Origin of the sequence: Streptomyces inusitatus, from assembly GCF_014651115.1 — a bacterium.
Lineage (GTDB): Bacteria > Actinomycetota > Actinomycetes > Streptomycetales > Streptomycetaceae > Streptomyces > Streptomyces amakusaensis.
Window position 1 is genome coordinate 46,204 of the sequence record NZ_BMWG01000026.1, and the last position, 18,403, is coordinate 64,606.

Below are 18,403 nucleotides of genomic sequence, written 5' to 3' on the forward strand. Positions count from 1 at the left end.
CGGCCCGCCGCCCTCCCGCCCGCCGGGCGAGGGGCGGCGGGCCGTCCCGCGGCTGTCAGCCCGTGAGCCCCAACTCCCGGGCGATCAGCATTCTCTGGACCTCGCTCGTGCCCTCCCCGATCTCCAGGATCTTGGAGTCGCGCCACATCCGCGCCACCGGGTACTCGTTCATGAAGCCGTATCCGCCGTGGATCTGGGTGGCCTCCCTGGCGTTGTCCACCGCGACTGTCGAGGAGTAGAGCTTGGCGACCGCCGCCTCCTTCTTGAAGGGCTCGCCCCGCACCAGCCGGGAGGCCGCGTCCCGCCAGCCGACCCGGGCCATGTGCGCGCGGGTCTCCATGTCGGCGATCTTGAACTGGATGGCCTGGTTCTGGCCGATCGGCCGGCCGAAGGCGTACCGCTCCCTGGCGTACTTCAGGGACTCGTCCACACACCCCTGGGCCAGGCCCGTCGCCAGCGCGGAGATGGCGATGCGGCCCTCGTCCAGGATGCGCAGGAACTGGGCGTACCCCCGGCCCTCCGCGCCCACCAGATTGGCCAGCGGCACCCGTACCCCGTCGAAGGACAGCTCGCGGGTGTCGGAGGCGTTCCAGCCGACCTTGGAGTAGGCGGGGGCGACGGTGAGGCCGGGGGTGCCGGAGGGGACGATGACCGAGGAGATCAGCGGTTTGCCGTCGGGGGTGCGGCCGGTGACGGCGGTGACGGTCACCAGGGCGGTGATGTCGGTGCCCGCGTTGGTGATGAAGCTCTTGGAGCCGTTGATCACCCACTCGCCGGCGGCCTCGTCCCGTACGGCGGTGGTCCTGATGCCGCCCGCGTCGGAGCCCGCCCCCGGCTCGGTCAGCCCGAACGCGCCGAGCGTCTCGCCGGAGCAGAGCCGGGGCAGCCACCGCCGCTTCTGCTCCTCGGTGCCGAAGCGGAAGATCGGCATCGCGCCCAGCGAGACCGCGGCCTCCAGGGTGATCGCCACCGATGAGTCGACGCGCGCCAGCTCCTCCAGCGCGATGCCGAGCGCCAGATAGTCCCCGCCCATCCCGCCGTACTCCTCGGGGAAGGGCAGCCCGAACAGCCCCATCCGGCCCATCTCGGCGACGATCTCGTAGGGGAACTCATGGCGCTCGTAGAACGCGCCGATCTTCGGCGCGATCACCTCGTGGGCGAACGCCTCGACGGTGCGCCGGAGTTCTTCGTGTTCCACGGTGAGCCGGTGGTCCAGGGACATGGGGGTCACTCCTTGTGGGAGAGCGCGCGGACGGTACGGGAGGGGCTGGGGCGGCCCAGCCGCCCGGCGAGCCATACGCTGGTCGCGATGAGGCCGCCGAGGTCGACGCCGGTCTCGATGCCGAGCCCGTCGAGCATCCACACGAGGTCTTCGGTGGCGAGGTTTCCGGTGGCGCTCCTGGCGTACGGACAGCCGCCCAGGCCGCCCGCCGAGGCGTCCACGGTGGTGACGCCGCACTCCAGCGCTGCGAGGGTGTTGGCCAGGGCCTGGCCGTAGGTGTCGTGGAAGTGCACCCCGAGCGCGGAGAGCGGCACGCCCGCCCCGGTCACCCCGGTGAGCAGGGCGCGCACCTGGCCGGGGGTGCCGGTGCCGATGGTGTCGCCGAGGGAGAGTTCGTCGCAGCCCAGTCCGTACAGCCGCCGGGCGGCCTCGACGGCCTGGTCGACGGGGACCGGGCCCTCCCAGGGGTCGCCGAAGCACATGGAGAGATAGCCGCGCACATGGACGCCCTCGGCGCGGGCGCGGGAGACGACCGGCGCGAACATGGCGAGCGACTCGTCGACCGTGCGGTTGAGGTTCCTCTTCGCGAAGGTCTCGGTGGCGGAGCCGAAGACGGCGATCCGGCGGGCCCCGAGGGCCAGGGCGCGCTCCAGCCCCTTCTCATTGGGCACGAGGACGGGCAGCGCGGTGTCCGTCAGACCGGCGAGCCGCGGGAAGAGGTCCTCGGCGTCGGCGAGCTGGGGCACCCAGCGGGGGTGGACGAAGCTGGTGGCCTCGACGGTCCTCAGTCCGGCGGCGGCCAGCCGGTGGATGAACTCGGCCTTGACCCCGGTGGGGACGACCGTCTTCTCGTTCTGGAGGCCGTCGCGGGGGCCGACCTCATGGATCCGGACCCGGGCCGGGAGATTCGGCGCGGGCACCCGCATGGGCAGTCCGTCAGTCACGGCGGGCCTCCTCCTGTGGGGCGGCGGGGGTGACCACCGCGAGCACCTGGTCCATGGCGACGGTGGCCCCGGGGGCCACATCTAGCTCGGTGACGGTCCCGGCGTGCGGCGCGGAGATGACGTGCTCCATCTTCATCGCCTCCACGACCAGCAGACTCTGCCCGGCCGCCACCTCGTCCCCGACGGCCGCCTTGACCACGGTCACGGTCCCCGGCATGGGCGCGGCCAGGGTGTCGGCCCCCGGGCGCGCCCCGCCGCCGAGGGAGGCGGCGACCGGGTCGTGGTCGCGCACCCGCCAGGCGTCGCCGTCCCGGCCGAGCCAGTCGCCCGCGCGGTGGAAGGAGTGGGTGAGGCCGTCCACGGTGACGGTGACCGTGTCCGGGGTGATCTCGAACAGGGCGGGGGCCCGGTGAGTGACGGGAGCCGAACCCGCGATCTCCAGCGGGAAGGCGGGCGGGGCCGGTTCGCCGCCGAGCCGCCAGCCGCCGGAGGCGGAGAAGGGGTCGCTCCAGCCGCTCGCGTCCGGCACGGGGGCCAGCGCCGCCTGCCGGACGGCCGCCGCCGCCGCGTAGACCTCCTCCGGCACCCCGTCCGGGGTCAGCCCGGCGGCCTCGCGCTCCACCAGGCCGGTGTCCAGGCGTCCGGCGACGACCTCGGGGTGGGCCAGCAGTCTGCGCAGAAAGCCCGCGTTGGTGGGGACGCCGAGGGTGACCGTCTCGGCGAGGGCCGCGCGCAGCAGCCGCAGCGCGGTGGGCCGGTCCGGGCCGTGGGCGATGACCTTGGCGAGCATGGGGTCGTAGCGGCTGGAGACCTCGGTCCCCTCGCCGAGACCGGAGTCGGTGCGCACCCCGGGGCCGTTCGGCTCGCGCAGCGCCAGCACCCGCCCGCCGGAGGGGAGGAAGCCCCTGGCGGGGTCCTCCGCGCAGATCCGGGCCTCCACGGCGTGGCCGCTGAAGCCGATGTCCCGCTGGGCGAAGGGCAGCCGCTCGCCCGCCGCCGTCCGCAGCTGCCACTCCACCAGGTCCAGGCCGCGCCGCCCGGCGATCGACACGGTCAGCTCGGTGACCGGGTGCTCGACCTGGAGGCGGGTGTTCATCTCCATGAAGCAGTACGCGGAGGGGTCGCCGCCGGGGACGATGAACTCGACCGTCCCCGCGCCGGTGTAGCCGCAGGAGCGGGCGGCGCGCACCGCCGCCTCGCCCATCGCGGCGCGGGTGGCCTCGTCCAGCAGGACGGAGGGGGCCTCCTCGACGACCTTCTGGTGTCTGCGCTGGAGGGAGCACTCGCGCTCGCCGAGGTGGACCACCTGGCCGTGGGCGTCGGCGAGCACCTGGATCTCGATGTGCCGGGGGCTCTCGATCCACCGCTCCACCAGCAGGGTGTCGTCGCCGAAGGAGGCGAGGGCCTCGCGCCGGGCGGTCGCGATCTCCTCCGCGAGCGCGGACTCGGCGCGGATCAGCCGCATGCCCTTGCCGCCGCCGCCCGCGGACGGCTTGAGCAGCACCGGCATGCCGATCTCCCGGGCGGCGGCGGCCAGCTCGGCGTCGCTCAGCCCGGAGCCGGTGGAGCCGGGCACCACGGGCACCCCGGCGGCCCGGACGGTCTCCTTGGCGCGGATCTTGTCGCCCATGAGGGAGATCGCCTCGGCGGGCGGGCCGATGAAGACCAGGCCGGCCGCCTCGCAGGCCCGGGCGAACTCCGCGTTCTCCGCGAGGAAGCCGTAGCCGGGGTGGACCGCCCGCGCCCCGGTCCTGGCGGCGGCGTCCAGCAGCCGCCGGATGGAGAGATAGCTCTCGGCGGCGGCGGGCGGGCCGATCCGGACCGCCGTGTCCGCCTCGCGTACGTGCCGGGCCCCGGCGTCCGCGTCGGAGAAGACGGCGACCGAGCGCACCCCCATCGTCCGCAGGGTGCGGATCACCCGGACGGCGATCTCGCCCCGGTTCGCCACAAGGACGGTGTCGAACATCGTCATCCCTCTCGATCCCTCTCGATCCCTCTCGATCCCTCACATCCGGAAGACGCCGAAGCCGGGTTCGCCCAGCGGGGCGTTGGCGCAGGCCGTCAGGGCCAGACCCAGCACCTGACGGGTTTCCAGCGGATCGATCACCCCGTCGTCCCAGAGCCGGGCGGTGGCGTAGTAGGCGCTGCCCTGGCTCTCGTACTGGGCGCGGATCGGGTCCTTGAACGCCTCCTCGTCGGCCGCCGGCCACTCTTCGCCGCGCGCCTCGAACTGGTCGCGCTTGACGGTGGCGAGGACGGACGCGGCCTGCTCGCCGCCCATGACCGAGATCTTGGCGTTGGGCCACATCCACAGAAAGCGGGGGGAGTAGGCGCGGCCGCACATCGAGTAGTTCCCCGCGCCGTAGGAGCCGCCGACGACGACCGTCAGCTTGGGCACCCGGGCGCAGGCCACGGCGGTGACCATCTTCGCGCCGTGCTTGGCGATGCCGCCCGCCTCGTAGTCCCTGCCGACCATGAAGCCGGAGATGTTCTGGAGGAAGAGCAGGGGGATGCCGCGCTGGTCGCACAGCTCGATGAAGTGCGCGCCCTTCTGGGCGGACTCGGAGAACAGGATGCCGTTGTTGGCGACGATCCCGACCGGGTGGCCGTGGATCCGGGCGAAGCCGGTGACCAGGGTCTGCCCGAACTCGGCCTTGAACTCGGCGAACCGGGACCCGTCGGTGATCCGGGCGATCACCTCCCGGACGTCGTAGGGCGTACGGGGGTCCACCGGCACCGCGCCGTACAGCCCGGCGGGGTCGGCGGCGGGCTCCTCGACGGGCTCGACCGTCCAGGGCAGCGGGCCGCGCGCGGGGAGGGTGGCCACGATGTTCCGTACGATCCGCAGCGCGTGGGCGTCGTTCTCGGCGAGGTGGTCGGTGACGCCGGAGACCCGGGAGTGGACCTCGCCGCCGCCCAGCTCCTCGGCGGTGACGACCTCGCCGGTCGCGGCCTTCACCAGGGGCGGGCCGCCGAGGAAGATCGTGCCCTGGTTCCGCACGATCACCGCCTCGTCGCTCATCGCCGGGACATAGGCGCCGCCCGCCGTGCAGGAGCCGAGGACGGCGGCGATCTGCGGGACACGGGCCCCGGAGAGCCGGGCCTGGTTGTAGAAGATCCGGCCGAAGTGGTCGCGGTCGGGGAAGACGTCGTCCTGCATCGGCAGGAAGGCGCCGCCGGAGTCGACGAGATAGACGCAGGGCAGCCGGTTCTCCAGCGCGATCTCCTGGGCGCGCAGATGCTTCTTGACCGTCATCGGGTAGTAGGTGCCGCCCTTGACGGTGGCGTCATTGGCGACGATCACGGTCTCGCGCCCGCTGACCCGGCCGATCCCGGCGATCACACCGGCGGCCGGGGCCTGGTCCTCGTACATCCCGTGGGCGGCGAGGGGGGCCAGCTCCAGAAAGGGCGAGCCGGGGTCCAGCAGGGTGTCCACCCTCTCGCGCGGGAGGAGCTTGCCGCGCGCGGTGTGCCGGGCGCGGGCCTTCTCGCCGCCGCCGAGTCTGGCCCGCGCGAGCTTGCCGCGCAGGGTCTCGGCCAGCTCGCGGTGGGCCGCCTCATTGGCCTGCCAGGCGGCCGAGGCGGGGTCTGCCGCGCCGGTGAGCACGGGTGCCTGCTGCATCGCGTCACTCCTGTTAATGAGCGTTAACGAATGCCTTCAGGTTAACGAGCGCTAACAGGCTTGTCTAGAATCGGATTCCATGAGCACCAGGACGGATGCGCCCACCCGCCGGGAGCAGATCCTCAGGGAGGCGGCCCGGCTCTTCGCCGAGCGCGGTTTCCACGGCGTCGGCGTCGATGAGATAGGGGCCGCCGTCGGCATCAGCGGCCCGGGCCTCTACCGCCACTTCGCGGGCAAGGACGCCATGCTCGCGGAGCTGCTGGTGGGGATCAGCGAGCGGCTGCTGAGCGGCGGACGGCTGCGGGCGCGGGAGTCGGCCTCGGACCCCGGGGCGCTGCTCGCCGCGCTGATCGACGGCCATATCGACTTCGCCCTCGACGACCGCCCCCTGATCACCCTCCACGACCGCGAGCTGGACCGGCTGCGGGACGCCGACCGCAAACTGGTGCGCCAGCTCCAGCGCCAGTACGCCGAGCTGTGGGTCACCGCCGTGCGCTCGCTGTACCCCGAGGTCCCGGAGGCCGAGGCCAGAGCGGCCGTCCACGCCGTCTTCGGGCTGCTGAACTCCACCCCCCACCTCGGCTCCCGCGAGGGCGGCCCGCCCACCCGCGCGGCGATGGAATCACTGCTCCGCAGGCTCGCCCACGGAGCCTTCGACTCCCTGGCCCGCCCCTGAGCCTCCCCCCGGCCGCCCCCTGAGCCTCCCCGGCCGCCCCCGAGCGCCCGAAGCCCGCCCCGCGCCCCCGGGGCGGCGGCGGCACAATGGTGCCCATGCCGATACCGAGCCGTGCCGCCCTCGTCGACCACCTCGTCCGCACACGTATCGCCGGGAACGTCGCCACCCCCCGCGACAACAACCTCTCCCACTACCGCAAGCTCGCCAACGGCGACCGCCACTACTGGCTGGGCCTGGAGCTGGGCGACCGCTGGACCGATGAGCAGGACGTCCTGGCGGTGATGGCCGAGCGGTGCGGAGTCATCGACGACCCCGGCCACCGCGCGGGCCAGGACACCATCGACCCCGAGCTGACGGTCGACGCCCTGGAGCGGCTCGCCGCCCGGCTGCGCAAGGCCGCCGCCGGGCGGGAGCGGGTGCTCTTCGCCACCGGGCACCCCGGCGGACTGCTCGACGTCCACCGGCGGACCGCCGACGCGCTGCGCGCCGCCGGCTGCGAGATCGTCCGCATCCCCGGCGGACTGATGGCCGACGAGGGAATGGTCTTCCAGTTCGCCTCCGTCGCCGTCCTGGAGCGCGGCGCGACCCTCTGGCACACCCACTCCCCGGCCCCGATGGCCGCCATCCTCGACGGCCTGGAGCGCGAGGGCAGACCCCAGCCCGATCTGGTGGTCGCCGACCACGGCTGGGCCGGCTGCGCCGGTCAGCGCGGGCTGGACGCCGTGGGGTACGCGGACTCCAACGACCCGGCGCTCTTCATCGGCGAGGCGGAGGGCACCCTCCAGGTGACCGTCCCGCTGGACGACCATGTCACCGACCCCCGGTTCTACGACCCGATGACCGACTATCTGCTGGACGCCGCCGGTCTGCTCTGACCCGGGCTTTGGCCTCCGGGCTTCGGGCTCCGGCCCCAGGGCGCCGGCCGGGCTCCCGCCCAGGAGCCCCGGGCCTCGGTCAGGCACCCGCGCCGGGTTCCGGCCGGCTGGTCCGGGGCCGGTCGCCCGGACCGGCCGACGGGCCCCGAGCCGGGCCGCGCCGCCCCGGGCGTCGGCCAACCCGCCCGCCGCCGACGGCTCAGCGGTCCGGCTCCCGCTCAGGCCCCAGCCCCGGCGTGGGGTCCAGATACACCCGGCGGATCGCCGGGAAGCGCTCCCGGAGCTGCTCCTCCGCCTCCTCGCACGCCCACTCCACCTGCCGGGCGCTGGACGCGTCCCGGAAGTCGACCTTCGCGGCGATCAGGATCTCCCGGGGCCCCTGGATCAGTGTGGTCAGCTCCAGCACCGCCACGATGTGCGGCACCGAGAGGATCTCCTCGCGCACCTCGTCCCGCATCCGGGGCGGCAGCGGCCTGCCGATCAGCAGCCGGGCGTTGCTGCGGCCCAGCACCCAGGCCACGTACACCAGCACCAGCCCGATCAGGATCGAGGCGACGCCGTCGTACACCCCCGAGCCGGTGAGCTGCCCGCCCAGCAGCCCGCCCGCCGCCAGCAGCAGCCCCGCCAGCGCCGCCGTGTCCTCCAGCACCACCGCCTTCACCGCCGTGTCCGGGGTGAGCCGCAGATAGCGGCCCACCGGCGCGCCGAGCAGCGCCGCCTCTGCCCGCGCCTGCCGGACGCCAGTGCGCAGCGAGTACCCCTCCAGGGCGAAGGCGACGGCGAGCACCAGGTACGAGACCAGCGGATCGCCCGGCTCCTCGCCGTGGGTGAGGGTGTGGATCCCGTCGTACACGGCGAAGACCGCGCCGCCGACGAAGGTCGCGACCGACGCCAGGAGCGCCCAGATGTACCGCTCGGGGCCGTGGCCGAGGGGATGATCCTCGTCGGCGGGCCGCTCGCCGCGCCTGATCGCGGTGAGCAGCATCAGTTCGGTGACGGTGTCGGCGACGGAGTGGGCGGCCTCCGAGAGCATCGCGCTGGAGCCGCTGACGACGCCCGCGACGGCCTTCGCCACCGCGATGCCGAGATTGGCCAGACCGGCGATGACCACCGTGGAGGCGCTCTCGGCGGGCGGCTTGGGCGTGATGTCCGTTTCACTCATGGAGCGGACGGTATGCTCGCCCGCCGCCGCCAGGTCACAGCACTAGGGAGTGTCGCGGCGGGGCACCCTGATCACGCCCTCCTGGACCACCGAGACCGCCAGCCGTCCGTCCTGGGTGTGGATCCGGGCCTGGCCGAGGCCGCGCCCGCCCGAGGAGGTCGGCGACTCCTGGTCGTACAGCAGCCATTCGTCCGCCCGGAAGGGGCGGTGGAACCACATCGCGTGGTCCAGCGACGCCCCCACCACGTCGCCCACCGCCCAGCCGCCCCGGCCGTGGGCGAGCAGCACCGGGTCCAGCAGGGTCATGTCGGAGACATAGACGGCCAGCGCCGCGTGGAGCAGCGGGTCGTCGGCCAGCTTTCCGCGGGCGCGGAACCAGACCTGGGAGCGGGGCTCGCGCGGCTCGCCCACGGCCGCGTAGGGCGGGGCCGCCGCGTAGCGCAGATCGACCGCCGCGCGGGCGCTCAGCAGCCGGTCGGCCATCGCGGGGTCGCGGAAGTTCGCCGCGTACGAGGGCAGTGCCTCGGCCGCCGTCGGCAGCGTCTCGGGGTCGGGCGCGGCGGGCGGGGCGAACTGGTGCTCCAGGCCGTCCTCGTACGCCTGGAAGGACGCCGACAGATGGAAGACGGGCCGGCCGTGCTGGATCGCGACCACCCGGCGGTTGGTGAAGGAGGAGCCGTCGCGGATCCGGTCGACCGTGTAGACGATCGGCGCGCCGGGGTCGCCGGTCCGCAGGAAGTACGCGTGCAGGGAGTGCGGGGCGCGGTCGGCGGGGACGGTGCGCCCCGCCGCCGCGAGCGCCTGCGCCGCGACCTGTCCGCCGAAGACCCGGGGCACGAAGACCGGCCCCCGGCGGCCCCGGAAGATGTCCCGCTCGATCCGCTCCACGTCGAGCAGATCGAGCAGTTCGTCGAGTGCCGTGCGCAAGGCGGTTACAGACCCATGGACTTGGCGATGATCGACTTCATGACCTCGCTGGTCCCGCCGTAGATCCGGTTGACGCGGTTGTCGGCGTAGAGCCGGGCGATCGGGTACTCGTTCATATAGCCGTAGCCGCCGTGCAGCTGAAGGCACTTGTCGATGACCCGGTGCGCCACCTCGGTGCAGAACAGCTTCGCGGACGCCGCCTCGGCCGCCGTCAGCTCGCCCGCGTCGTGCGCCTGAAGCGCCCGGTCCACGACCGCCTCGGCGGCGTCGGTCTCGGCCTTGCAGGCGGCCAGCTCGAACTTGGTGTTCTGGAACGAGGCCACCGGCTGTCCGAAGACCACCCGCTCCGCCACATAGGCCTGGGTGAACCGGATCGCGGCGGCGGCCTGGGCGTACGCGCCGACCGCGATCGCCAGCCGCTCCTGCGGGAGGTTCTGGCCGAGGTAGGAGAAGCCCTTGTTCTCCTCGCCGAGGAGGTCCCCGGCGGGGACGCGGACGTCGGAGAAGGACAGCTCGGCGGTGTCGGAGGCGCGCAGCCCCAGCTTGTCGAGCTTGCGGCCGACCGCGTACCCCGGCAGCGTCGTGTCCACGACGAAGAGCGAGATGCCGTGCCTGCGGTCCTGCTCGGTGGGGGCGGCGGTGCGGGCGCAGACGATGACGCGGTCGGCGTGGACGCCGCCGGTGATGAAGGTCTTCGCGCCGTTGAGGACGTAGTGCGTGCCGTCCTCGGAGAGCTTGGCGGTGGTCCGCATGCCCGCGAGGTCGGAGCCGGTGCCGGGCTCGGTCATGGCGATGGCGTACATGGTCGCGCCGGAGGCGAAGCCGGGCAGCCAGCGCTTCTTCTGCTCCTCGCTGCCATAGGCGAGGAGATAGGGCAGGCAGAGCGCGACATGCACGCCCGAGCCGCCGAAGGAGACGCCCGCCCGGGCGGTCTCCTCCGTGATGACGGCCTGCCACTTGAAGGACTTCTGGCCCGAGCCGCCGTACTCCTCCGGCACCTCGATGCCGAATATGCCCAGCTCGCCGAGTTTGCCGTAGAAGTCGCGGGGCGCCTGGCCCGCCGCGCACCACTCGTCGTACACGGGGACGACCTCGGCCTCGATGAAGGCGCGGACGGTCTCCCGGAATGCCTCGTGGTCCTCGTTGTACACGCTGCGGCGCACGGACGCCTCCCTTGAAGTCCTGTGACCTGTGAAGTCCTGGCGGAGAAGACTGAATCGCTAAGCGCTTGCTCAGCTAAAAGTTACCCGCTGGTCATCAGGGCTGTCCAGGCTTGTCCGAACAGGGGGACGGTCCGGGCCCGGGGCTCCTCAGGTCTCCGGGGTGACCCGCAGCGCGAACCACAGCTCCATCCGTACGTCCGCGTCGTCCAGGTCCTCGTCCAGCAGCGCCGCGCAGCGCGCGATCCGCTGCCGGACCGTGTTCCGGTGCACCTGCAGCGCCGCCGCCGTACGGTCCCAGCCGCCGTGCAGCGACAGCCAGGTCCGCAGGGTCTCCAGCAGGGCGGGGGAGCCCGCGAGCGGCGCGAGGCGCAGCCGGGCGTGCGCGGCGGCCTCCTCGGGCGCCAGCAGCGCGGCCAGCCCGCCGCCCCGGTGTCTGACCAGCTCCGCGCGGGCGGCCGTGGCCCGGCGGAGCGCCCGCGCCGCCTGGGCGTCCGCCGCGGTGAGCTCCGCCGGGCCCACCGGATCGCTGACCCCGAGCGTCCACCCGGGCTGCGGGGTCACGTCCCGGTCCGCCGGGACCAGTACGCGTACGGTCCCGTCCTCCGCCGGGTCCACCAGCGCGCTGCCGAGGGCCGCGCCGAGCGCCGTCGCGGCGAAGGGCGTACGCGGGCCGCCGCGCCCGTGCACCACCGTCCACCGCTCCGTCCCCAGCGGAGCCGCCGCCTCGGCGGGACCGGCCCCCAGCAGCAGCCGCACCAGCGCCGCGCTCCGCCCGGCCCCGTCGAGCCCCTGGTGCTCCGCGGTGAGCAGGGAGAGCAGGACGACGGCCACTCCGGCCACCGTGTGGTCCCCCGCCTCCCGGGCGGGCGTCGCGAGCCCGAGCGTCAGGCCCTGGCCGCCCCCGAGCGCGTAGGCGGCCAGGCCGATCCCCTCGACGGTGTCACTGGCGGTCGCGGGCGCGCCGCCGCCGGCGGGAGCCGCCGGGGGATTCACCACGCGGGCGAGGCGCACCAGCGCCGACCCGACCGCCGCGGGCGGCCGGGGACCGGCCGCCGACAGCTCCGCGCCCTCGCGGGTCAGCAGCACCGCGCGGCCGCCCAGCCGCGCCGCCAGCTGGCCGATGACCGCCGGTACCGGATCCGGGCGGGCCGCGGCGCCCGCCAGCCCCTGCTGGGCCCGGGCCACCCGGCGCAGCTCCCGGTGGCGGGCCTCGGCCATCAGCCGCCACACCGCCCGGGCCACCGCCGTGAACGTGGTCCTCGGCGGCACTTCGAGCAGCGGCAGCCCATGCCGGTCACAGGCCTCCGCGAGGCCCGCCGGGACCCTGTCGTACACCGGTGTGACGCCGAAGCCGAGCGCCGCCGCCCGCGCCGCCACGAGCCGGGCGACATAGGCGTCCGGGTCGCGCAGCTGCACCCCCGCGCTCAGCAGCAGCTCCCCGCCGAGCAGATACGGATAGGGGTCCGCCATCTCCGAGGCGTGCACCCAGTGCACCACCGTGCCGGGCCCGCCGGTTCCGCCGGTTCCGCCGGGCCCGCTTGTCGCCGACGGTCCCGCGATCTGACGCAGCCCCAGCTCCTCGCTCTCCAGCAGCGCGGCCAGCGGGACCGGCGGGGTGGGCGGGGCCGCCGTGGCATCAGACATGGACGGACCATCCCTTTCATCCAGCATCAATGGATGAAACGTACACTTCAGCGGCGCTTTCCGGCCACCTACCGTCAGGGGGCGGTGAGACCCGGGCGAACGCGGTGACCACCGCTCTCCACCCAAACTCTGACTACAGTCGGAAAAAGCGACGAAGCGCAGGAAAGAAGGCATTCCATGAGCAGCATCGAGCAGCCGCGCGGCCCCATCGACTCCTCCCGCGTCCCCCGGTACGCGGGCCCCGCCACGTTCGCCCGGCTGCCCCGCCTCGACGAGGTCGGCCGCGCCGACGTCGCCGTCGTCGGAGTGCCCTTCGACGCCGGGGTCTCCTACCGCCCCGGCGCCCGCTTCGGCGGCAACGCCATCCGCGAGGCCTCCCGGCTGCTGCGCCCCTACAACCCCGCCCAGGACGCCTCCCCCTTCGCCCTGGCCCAGGTCGCCGACGCGGGCGACATCGCCGCCAACCCCTTCGACATCCACGAGGCCGTCGAGACCATCGAGGCCGCCGCCGACGACCTCATCGGCACCGGTGCCCGGCTGATGACCCTCGGCGGCGACCACACCATCGCCCTGCCGCTGCTCCGCTCGGTCGCCCGGAAGCACGGCCCGGTCGCCCTGCTCCACTTCGACGCCCACCTGGACACCTGGGACACCTACTTCGGGGCCGAGTACACCCACGGCACCCCCTTCCGCCGCGCCGTCGAGGAGGGCATCCTCGACACCTCCGCCCTCTCCCACGTCGGCACCCGGGGACCCCTCTACGGCAAGCAGGACCTCACCGACGACGAGAAGATGGGCTTCGGCATCGTCACCTCCGCCGACGTCTACCGGCGGGGCGCGGACGAGGTCGCCGACCAGCTCCGCCAGCGCATCGGCGACCGGCCGCTGTACATCTCCATCGACATCGACTGCCTCGACCCCGCGCACGCCCCCGGCACCGGCACCCCCGAGGCCGGCGGCATGACCTCCCGCGAACTCCTGGAGATCCTGCGCGGCCTCTCCTCCTGCAACCTGGTCTCGGCGGACGTCGTCGAGGTCGCCCCCGCCTACGACCACGCCGAGATCACCTCGGTCGCCGCGTCCCACACGGCGTACGAACTGACTACGATCATGTCCCGCCAGATAGCCGCCGAGAGGGCAGTCCAGTGACCCACGACCACGATGTGGTGCTGCGCCCCACCGCCGCGCAGACCGAGGCCGCGCTGAACCCGCCGCCCGGGCGCACCGGCGGCGACCTGGTGATCGAGACGCTCCAGGGCCTCGGCGCGACCACCGTCTTCGGGCTCCCCGGACAGCACGCGCTCGGCATGTTCGACGCCCTGCGCCGCTCCTCGCTCAGCTACGTCGGGCTGCGCACCGAGAACAGCGCGGGCTTCGCCGCCGACGCCTACGGCCGGATCACCGGCGAGGTCGCCCCGCTGCTGCTCTCCACCGGGCCCGGCGCGCTGATGTCGCTCGCCGCGCTCCAGGAGGCAGCCGCCGGATCGGCCCCGGTGCTCGCCATCGGCAGCCAGGTCCCCACCGCCGGGCTCGGCGGCGGCCGGCACGGCTATCTCCATGAACTCCGCGACCAGCGGGCGTCCTTCCGCGACATCGTGAAGTCCACCCACACCGCCCGTACGCCCTCCCAGATCCCCTCCGCGACAGCGGCCGCCTGGGAGTCGGCGCTGACCGCCCCGCACGGACCGGTCTGGGTGGAGATCCCCCAGGACGTCCTGCTCGCGCCGACCGTGCTGCCCGTGGTCACGGCCATGGACGCCACCCCCGACGACGTCCTGCCCCGCCCCGAGCTGACCGCCCTCGCCGCCCATCTGCTGGCCGGGGCGGAGCGCCCGGCGATCGTCGCGGGCGGCGGAGTCGTACGCTCCGACGCCTCCGGCAAGCTCCGCGCGCTCGCCGAGCGGATCAACGCGCCCGTCGTCACCACCTTCGGCGGCAAGGGGGCCTTCCCCTGGACGCACCCGCTCTCGCTCCAGTCCTGGCTGGAGGACCGCCACACCACAGACTTCCTGGAGGACGCCGACGTCCTGCTGGTGATCGGCTCCGGCCTCGGCGAACTCTCCTCGAACTACCACACCTTCGCCCCGCGCGGCCGGGTGATCCAGATCGAGGCGGACGCCGGCAAGCTGGAGTCCAACCACCCGGGCATCGGCATCCACGCGGACGCCCGCATCGCCCTCTCCGCCCTCCTGGAGACCGTCGACGCCCGTCCCGACGCCACCGCGCCGGAGCGGGTGCGCACCCTCCTCGCCCAGGTCCGGACCCGTATCGAAGCCCAGGACCTCACCCTGGAGCGGCAGGTCCTGGACTCGGTCCGCATGGCCCTGCCCGACGACGCCCCCAGCTTCTGGGACATGACGATCCTCGCCTACTGGGCCTGGTCCGCCTTCGACGCCCGCCGCCCCAACACCATGCACTCCGCCCAGGGCGCGGGCGGCCTCGGCTACGCCTTCCCCGCCGCCCTCGGCGCGGCGGAGGCCGACCCCACCCGCCCGGTCCTCGCCGTCTCCGGCGACGGCGGCGCCATGTACTCGATCGCCGAACTCGCCACCGCCAAGCAGTACGGCTACCCCGTGACCTGGCTCATCGTCGACGACGGCGGTTACGGCATCCTGCGCGAATACATGACCGACTCCTTCGGCGAAGCCACCGCCACCGAGCTGACCCGCCCCGACTTCACCGCCCTCGCCCACTCCTTCGGCGTCGACGCCGTCCGCACCGACCCCGACCGCCTCACCGAAGACCTCGCCAAGGCCCTCGCCACCCCCGGCCCCTCGGTCGTCGTGCTGCCCGCCCTGCTGAAGATGTTCGCCCCGACACATCTCTGACCGGACCGGGTCCACCCGTCGCGCCGGTCCCGTCTCAGCCCGGCGCGACGAACCCCGACTCGTACGCCGCGATCACCGCCTGCGTACGATCCCGCACCCCCAGCTTCGCGAGCACCGCGCTCACATGGCTCTTCACCGTCTCCGTCCCCACGATCAGCCGCTCCGCCATCTCCGCGTTGCTCATCCCCCGCGCCATCAGCCGCAGCACCTCCCCCTCCCGCTCGGTCAGCGCCGCCCGCACCATCGCCGCCCGCGCCTCCCCGCTCCCGTACTCGGCCGCCAACGCCCGCACCGCCGCCGGGAACAGCAGCGAATCCCCCTCCGCCACCAGCCGCACCGCGTGCACGATCTCCGCCGGCCTGGCCCGCTTCAGCAGAAACCCGGCCGCCCCCGCCCGCAGCGCCGCGTACACGTACTCATCGTTCTCGAACGTCGTGACCACCAGGATCTTCGGCGGCCGCTCCACCGACGCCAGCACCGCCCGCGTCGCCTCGATCCCGTCCAGCAGCGGCATCCTCACATCCATCGCCACCACATCCGGCCGCAACCCCCGCACCAACGGCACCACCGCCGCCCCGTCGGCCGCCTCCCCCACCACCACGATGTCGGACTGCGCCTCCAGCACCGCCCGCAACCCGGCACGCACCAGCGGTTCGTCGTCCACGAGCAGTACGGAGATCGCCATCCGGGCAGCCTAGGGCCGTCCGCCTGTCTCTCGGGCCTTCGAGGGTCCGGACCTTCGCGGGTCGGCCTTGCCTCCGCTACCCCGCGCCCAGGAGCTGGAGAATCCCGTTCACCGCTTCCACGATCGGCACTCCCAGCGCCCCGGCGGTCGCGGCGACGCCGGCGATGGCCATCAGGGCGTGTGTGCGGACCTGCGTCGGGACCACGGCGTCGGGGGCGAGGACCGGCAGCGATTCGTCGATCGTCCGCGCACCCGGAGGCGAGACCTCCGCGCGCAGGTCTCGGATCTGCGCTGTCAGCGCCTCTATCGCGGAACGCAGTTCAGGGCTCATGGAGACCGGAGCCGCGTTCTTCACGATGCCGGTGTTGTTGGTGCCGCCGTACATATTGACGTTGTCGCTGTCGCCGAAGTGGTAGTTGTCGCCGCTCATGACTTCGCCATCCCCACGTTGCCCGATCCGCCGTACATATTGACGTTGTCGCCGAAGTGGTAGTTCCTGGGATTGATCAGAAGCGTCTCGACCTTCACCTGGAACTCGGTCTCAGGGTTCTCGATCCAGTTCACGACCTGGTCGACCAGCTCATTGAGATGCTGGGTGTTCTTGCTGGTCACCAGGGCCGTCGAAGCACCGGATGTCTCGACGGCCAGCGCCCAGTGGGAGGCGGCGGTCAGGACCGTTCCCAGGGCCCCGACGCAGTAGACCAGCGACGCGAGGGCGCCGAACCAGACGAGTCGGGTGACCGTCGGGGAGGGGCCCCCGTCGCTGGCGATGCCGACGGCTCCGTTGAGGATCGTCAGGGCGAAGGCCACCGACAGGACGATCCCGACCCGCTTGAGGAAGAGCATGGCCGCCTCACCGCGCCGTGGGGTGAGCAGGAATGTGTACACCCGCGTGATGTTCTGGATCGGGTATGCGGCGCCACCCACCCACAACAGCCTTTTGCTGGTACGCAGTTCGACACCGCCCGCCAGATGCGGGGGGAGCGTCGGCCGGGGCGGCGGAGCGACTCGGTTGTGCCAGGGCCTGTCGCCGCCGGACGCCTTGGGCCGTAACGCCGACGGCGGTGGCTGCTGTCGCGCTGTCTCCGGGTTCTCGGGTGTGTCCATGCTCTGTCGATGCCCCCTGGGGTGTGTGACGCCCGTCACTGGGGGGTGAACTTTAGTGGGCGGAAGCGAACACCGCCGCCCCTTTCCGGGCATTCGAACGCGAGCCCGATGCCTCTCAGTTCCTCAATGGGAGTTTCGAAGAGCTTCACCGAAAGGGTGAATCTGGCGCGAACCTGACTGTGCGCAGGTGTTTGCGCGGTAGCCGCGGAGTAATCTTAGATCGTTCAACTACCCTGAAATGAAAGGGAGAGCCAAAGATGAAGATCCTCTTCGCCATCCGCGACGCGTCTTTCGCCAGGAAGAGCCTGAAGGCCAGCTCCTGGTACATCTGGTACTGAGTCGGCCGATCAGCGCCTCCGGTATCTGATCTGAACAGCTGATCCGCCTCCGCCCCCTCGCGACCTCCGCCGAGAGATCGGGCCCGGGCGGGAGCGGGGCGGGGGCGGTGACCGACCCCGGCAAAGTCTCGGAGACATCACATGACGTTCTCCCCCGCCTCCGCCCGCTCGCGAACCACCGTCCTCTCCCCCCGGCTTGAGGCCCTCCTCAGGGACCATCTGGGCAAGGACGCGGTCCGGCTCGAACCCGACACGATCGGGGTCGCCGGGCCCGAACTCATCGACCGGGTCCTCGCCGCCCGGCGCGCCACCGAGATCGAACGGCCCACCTTCAAGCCCCTCCACGGACGCTCGATCACCCGCACCGAGGCCTCCTCGGTCACACGGACGATCGGCGACGACGTCCGTGAGGCGCTGAAAGCCCCGCTGCCGCCGAACATCGACCTCTCCGGCCCCTGGCCCCTCACCGGACACCTCTTCCTGCGCGACCTCATCCTCGGCCGGGACCCCCGCCGACTGACCATCCTGATGAGCCGCAACCTCGAACTGACCCCCCTGCTCACCTGGTTGGTGATCTCCGCCGCCGCCGCACTGCCCGGCGGCCCCAGGCCCACCGACGACCTCACCGAACTCGGCAGACTCGCCGCGAAGGCAACCGGCTACCAGAACCGGCGATACGCACTCGGCATGTATCGCCGAGCCGCCGCGCCAGTCTGCTTCACCATCTCCACCCTCGTCGCGAACGCCCTCTGGCTGGGCTCCCCCTTCGACGACAGCACACCCAACCGGAACATCATCTTCGAGTCCCTGCGCCTCCTGCCCCCGTCATGGAACATCCTCCGCCGCGCCTCACCCGAGTACCCCCCACTCGACCCCCGCATCGGCCCGGACGACGACATCCTCGTCCTGCCACTCCTCTCCCATCGCGACCCCGCCCTGTGGGACTCCCCGAACGACTTCCGCCCGGAGCGCTGGGACCACCTCGACCCCGACAACACCCCCGGCTACCTGCCCTTCGGACACTCCTCCGAACGCTGCTGGGGCCGCCACATGGTCATGCCCCTCGCCGAACTGCTCCTGGACCGGATCCGCGAAGCCGGCCTGACCGTCGACCCCGGCCAGCGAACCGCCAAAGTGCCCCTGCTCGGCCTGCTCGGCGTCAGCGAGGTCCGCGTCCGTACGGGGCCCGGTCGGCGTTGAGGCGGACGAG

17 protein-coding genes are annotated in these 18,403 nt (G+C 72.9%); 6 read left to right on the forward strand and 11 right to left on the reverse strand.

What is annotated here, in order from left to right; all coding sequences use genetic code 11:
• Positions 1–55 precede the first annotated feature (55 nt).
• The 4 genes from IE247_RS29225 to IE247_RS29240 are packed head-to-tail and all read right to left on the reverse strand — an operon-like array spanning position 56 to position 5,788.
• A complete protein-coding gene (locus tag IE247_RS29225) occupies positions 56–1,222 on the reverse strand; it encodes an acyl-CoA dehydrogenase family protein (RefSeq protein WP_190126328.1) in 1,167 nt (388 codons plus the stop codon).
• 5 nt (positions 1,223–1,227) lie between these two features.
• The gene (locus IE247_RS29230; protein ID WP_190126371.1) at positions 1,228–2,148 is read right to left on the reverse strand and encodes a hydroxymethylglutaryl-CoA lyase; all 921 of its coding nucleotides are present in this window, start codon (positions 2,146–2,148) and stop codon (positions 1,228–1,230) included.
• 10 nt (positions 2,149–2,158) lie between these two features.
• On the reverse strand, positions 2,159–4,138 hold the full coding sequence (locus IE247_RS29235) for an ATP-binding protein (protein ID WP_190126329.1): 1,980 nt from the start codon (positions 4,136–4,138) through the stop codon (positions 2,159–2,161).
• 33 nt (positions 4,139–4,171) lie between these two features.
• The gene (locus IE247_RS29240; RefSeq protein WP_190126330.1) at positions 4,172–5,788 is read right to left on the reverse strand and encodes a carboxyl transferase domain-containing protein; all 1,617 of its coding nucleotides are present in this window, start codon (positions 5,786–5,788) and stop codon (positions 4,172–4,174) included.
• A 79-nt stretch (positions 5,789–5,867) separates the two neighbouring features.
• Between IE247_RS29240 and IE247_RS29245 the strand changes: the two genes are divergently transcribed.
• Both IE247_RS29245 and IE247_RS29250 read left to right on the forward strand, forming a co-directional pair.
• Positions 5,868–6,464, forward strand: a complete 597-nt coding sequence (locus tag IE247_RS29245) for an SACE_7040 family transcriptional regulator (RefSeq protein ID WP_190126331.1) — start codon at positions 5,868–5,870, stop codon at positions 6,462–6,464.
• A 95-nt stretch (positions 6,465–6,559) separates the two neighbouring features.
• Positions 6,560–7,339, forward strand: coding sequence for a phosphatase (locus IE247_RS29250; protein WP_190126332.1), 780 nt, complete (start codon positions 6,560–6,562; stop codon positions 7,337–7,339).
• 199 nt (positions 7,340–7,538) lie between these two features.
• On the opposite strand, the gene IE247_RS29255 is transcribed toward IE247_RS29250, so the two are convergent.
• From IE247_RS29255 to IE247_RS29270, 4 genes are all read right to left on the reverse strand, one after another.
• Positions 7,539–8,501 carry a cation diffusion facilitator family transporter gene (locus IE247_RS29255; protein ID WP_190126333.1) on the reverse strand — a complete coding sequence of 321 codons (963 nt, stop codon included), beginning with the start codon at positions 8,499–8,501 and terminating at the stop codon, positions 7,539–7,541.
• Positions 8,502–8,543: 42 nt separating this feature from the next.
• The gene (locus IE247_RS29260; RefSeq protein WP_190126334.1) at positions 8,544–9,428 is read right to left on the reverse strand and encodes an acyl-CoA thioesterase; all 885 of its coding nucleotides are present in this window, start codon (positions 9,426–9,428) and stop codon (positions 8,544–8,546) included.
• Between the two features lie 5 nt (positions 9,429–9,433).
• On the reverse strand, positions 9,434–10,591 hold the full coding sequence (locus tag IE247_RS29265; RefSeq protein WP_190126335.1) for an acyl-CoA dehydrogenase family protein: 1,158 nt from the start codon (positions 10,589–10,591) through the stop codon (positions 9,434–9,436).
• A 147-nt stretch (positions 10,592–10,738) separates the two neighbouring features.
• Positions 10,739–12,235, reverse strand: coding sequence for a PucR family transcriptional regulator (locus tag IE247_RS29270; protein WP_190126336.1), 1,497 nt, complete (start codon positions 12,233–12,235; stop codon positions 10,739–10,741).
• A gap of 177 nt (positions 12,236–12,412) precedes the next feature.
• Between IE247_RS29270 and speB the strand changes: the two genes are divergently transcribed.
• A complete protein-coding gene (speB, locus tag IE247_RS29275) occupies positions 12,413–13,384 on the forward strand; it encodes an agmatinase (RefSeq protein ID WP_190126337.1) in 972 nt (323 codons plus the stop codon).
• Complete coding sequence (locus tag IE247_RS29280; RefSeq protein WP_190126338.1) at positions 13,381–15,063, forward strand: thiamine pyrophosphate-binding protein; 1,683 nt, start codon at positions 13,381–13,383, stop codon at positions 15,061–15,063. The genes speB and IE247_RS29280 overlap by 4 nt, the downstream gene beginning before the upstream one ends.
• Before the next feature lie 34 nt (positions 15,064–15,097).
• Here IE247_RS29280 and IE247_RS29285 read toward each other — a convergent pair whose 3' ends face one another.
• The 3 genes from IE247_RS29285 to IE247_RS29295 form a co-directional block, all read right to left on the reverse strand.
• On the reverse strand, positions 15,098–15,748 hold the full coding sequence (locus IE247_RS29285; RefSeq protein WP_190126339.1) for a response regulator transcription factor: 651 nt from the start codon (positions 15,746–15,748) through the stop codon (positions 15,098–15,100).
• Positions 15,749–15,824: 76 nt separating this feature from the next.
• Complete coding sequence (locus IE247_RS29290) at positions 15,825–16,178, reverse strand: hypothetical protein (RefSeq protein WP_190126340.1); 354 nt, start codon at positions 16,176–16,178, stop codon at positions 15,825–15,827.
• Entirely contained in the window at positions 16,175–16,720 is a 546-nt protein-coding gene (locus tag IE247_RS29295) for a DUF6232 family protein (protein ID WP_190126372.1), read from the reverse strand. Before IE247_RS29295 ends, IE247_RS29290 begins: the two co-directional genes overlap by 4 nt.
• 392 nt (positions 16,721–17,112) lie before the next feature.
• On the opposite strand from IE247_RS29295, the gene IE247_RS35095 reads away from it, so the two are divergent.
• On the forward strand, positions 17,113–17,193 hold the full coding sequence (locus tag IE247_RS35095) for a tryptorubin family RiPP precursor (RefSeq protein WP_373305625.1): 81 nt from the start codon (positions 17,113–17,115) through the stop codon (positions 17,191–17,193).
• A 141-nt stretch (positions 17,194–17,334) separates the two neighbouring features.
• Positions 17,335–18,393, forward strand: a complete 1,059-nt coding sequence (locus tag IE247_RS29300; RefSeq protein ID WP_190126341.1) for a cytochrome P450 — start codon at positions 17,335–17,337, stop codon at positions 18,391–18,393.
• The last annotated feature ends 10 nt before the right edge of the window (positions 18,394–18,403 follow it).

Bases quoted from the DNA above. Each gene is read 5' to 3' on its own strand.
- IE247_RS29225 (WP_190126328.1), bottom strand. From the start codon at position 1,222: ATGTCCCTGGACCACCGGCTCACCGTGGAACACGAAGAACTCCGGCGC.
- IE247_RS29230 (WP_190126371.1), bottom strand. From the start codon at position 2,148: ATGCGGGTGCCCGCGCCGAATCTCCCGGCCCGGGTCCGGATCCATGAG.
- IE247_RS29235 (WP_190126329.1), bottom strand. From the start codon at position 4,138: ATGACGATGTTCGACACCGTCCTTGTGGCGAACCGGGGCGAGATCGCC.
- IE247_RS29240 (WP_190126330.1), bottom strand. From the start codon at position 5,788: ATGCAGCAGGCACCCGTGCTCACCGGCGCGGCAGACCCCGCCTCGGCC.
- IE247_RS29245 (WP_190126331.1), top strand. From the start codon at position 5,868: ATGAGCACCAGGACGGATGCGCCCACCCGCCGGGAGCAGATCCTCAGG.
- IE247_RS29250 (WP_190126332.1), top strand. From the start codon at position 6,560: ATGCCGATACCGAGCCGTGCCGCCCTCGTCGACCACCTCGTCCGCACA.
- IE247_RS29255 (WP_190126333.1), bottom strand. From the start codon at position 8,501: ATGAGTGAAACGGACATCACGCCCAAGCCGCCCGCCGAGAGCGCCTCC.
- IE247_RS29270 (WP_190126336.1), bottom strand. From the start codon at position 12,235: ATGTCTGATGCCACGGCGGCCCCGCCCACCCCGCCGGTCCCGCTGGCC.
- speB (WP_190126337.1), top strand. From the start codon at position 12,413: ATGAGCAGCATCGAGCAGCCGCGCGGCCCCATCGACTCCTCCCGCGTC.
- IE247_RS29285 (WP_190126339.1), bottom strand. From the start codon at position 15,748: ATGGCGATCTCCGTACTGCTCGTGGACGACGAACCGCTGGTGCGTGCC.
- IE247_RS29290 (WP_190126340.1), bottom strand. From the start codon at position 16,178: ATGAGCGGCGACAACTACCACTTCGGCGACAGCGACAACGTCAATATG.
- IE247_RS35095 (WP_373305625.1), top strand. From the start codon at position 17,113: ATGAAGATCCTCTTCGCCATCCGCGACGCGTCTTTCGCCAGGAAGAGC.
- IE247_RS29300 (WP_190126341.1), top strand. From the start codon at position 17,335: ATGACGTTCTCCCCCGCCTCCGCCCGCTCGCGAACCACCGTCCTCTCC.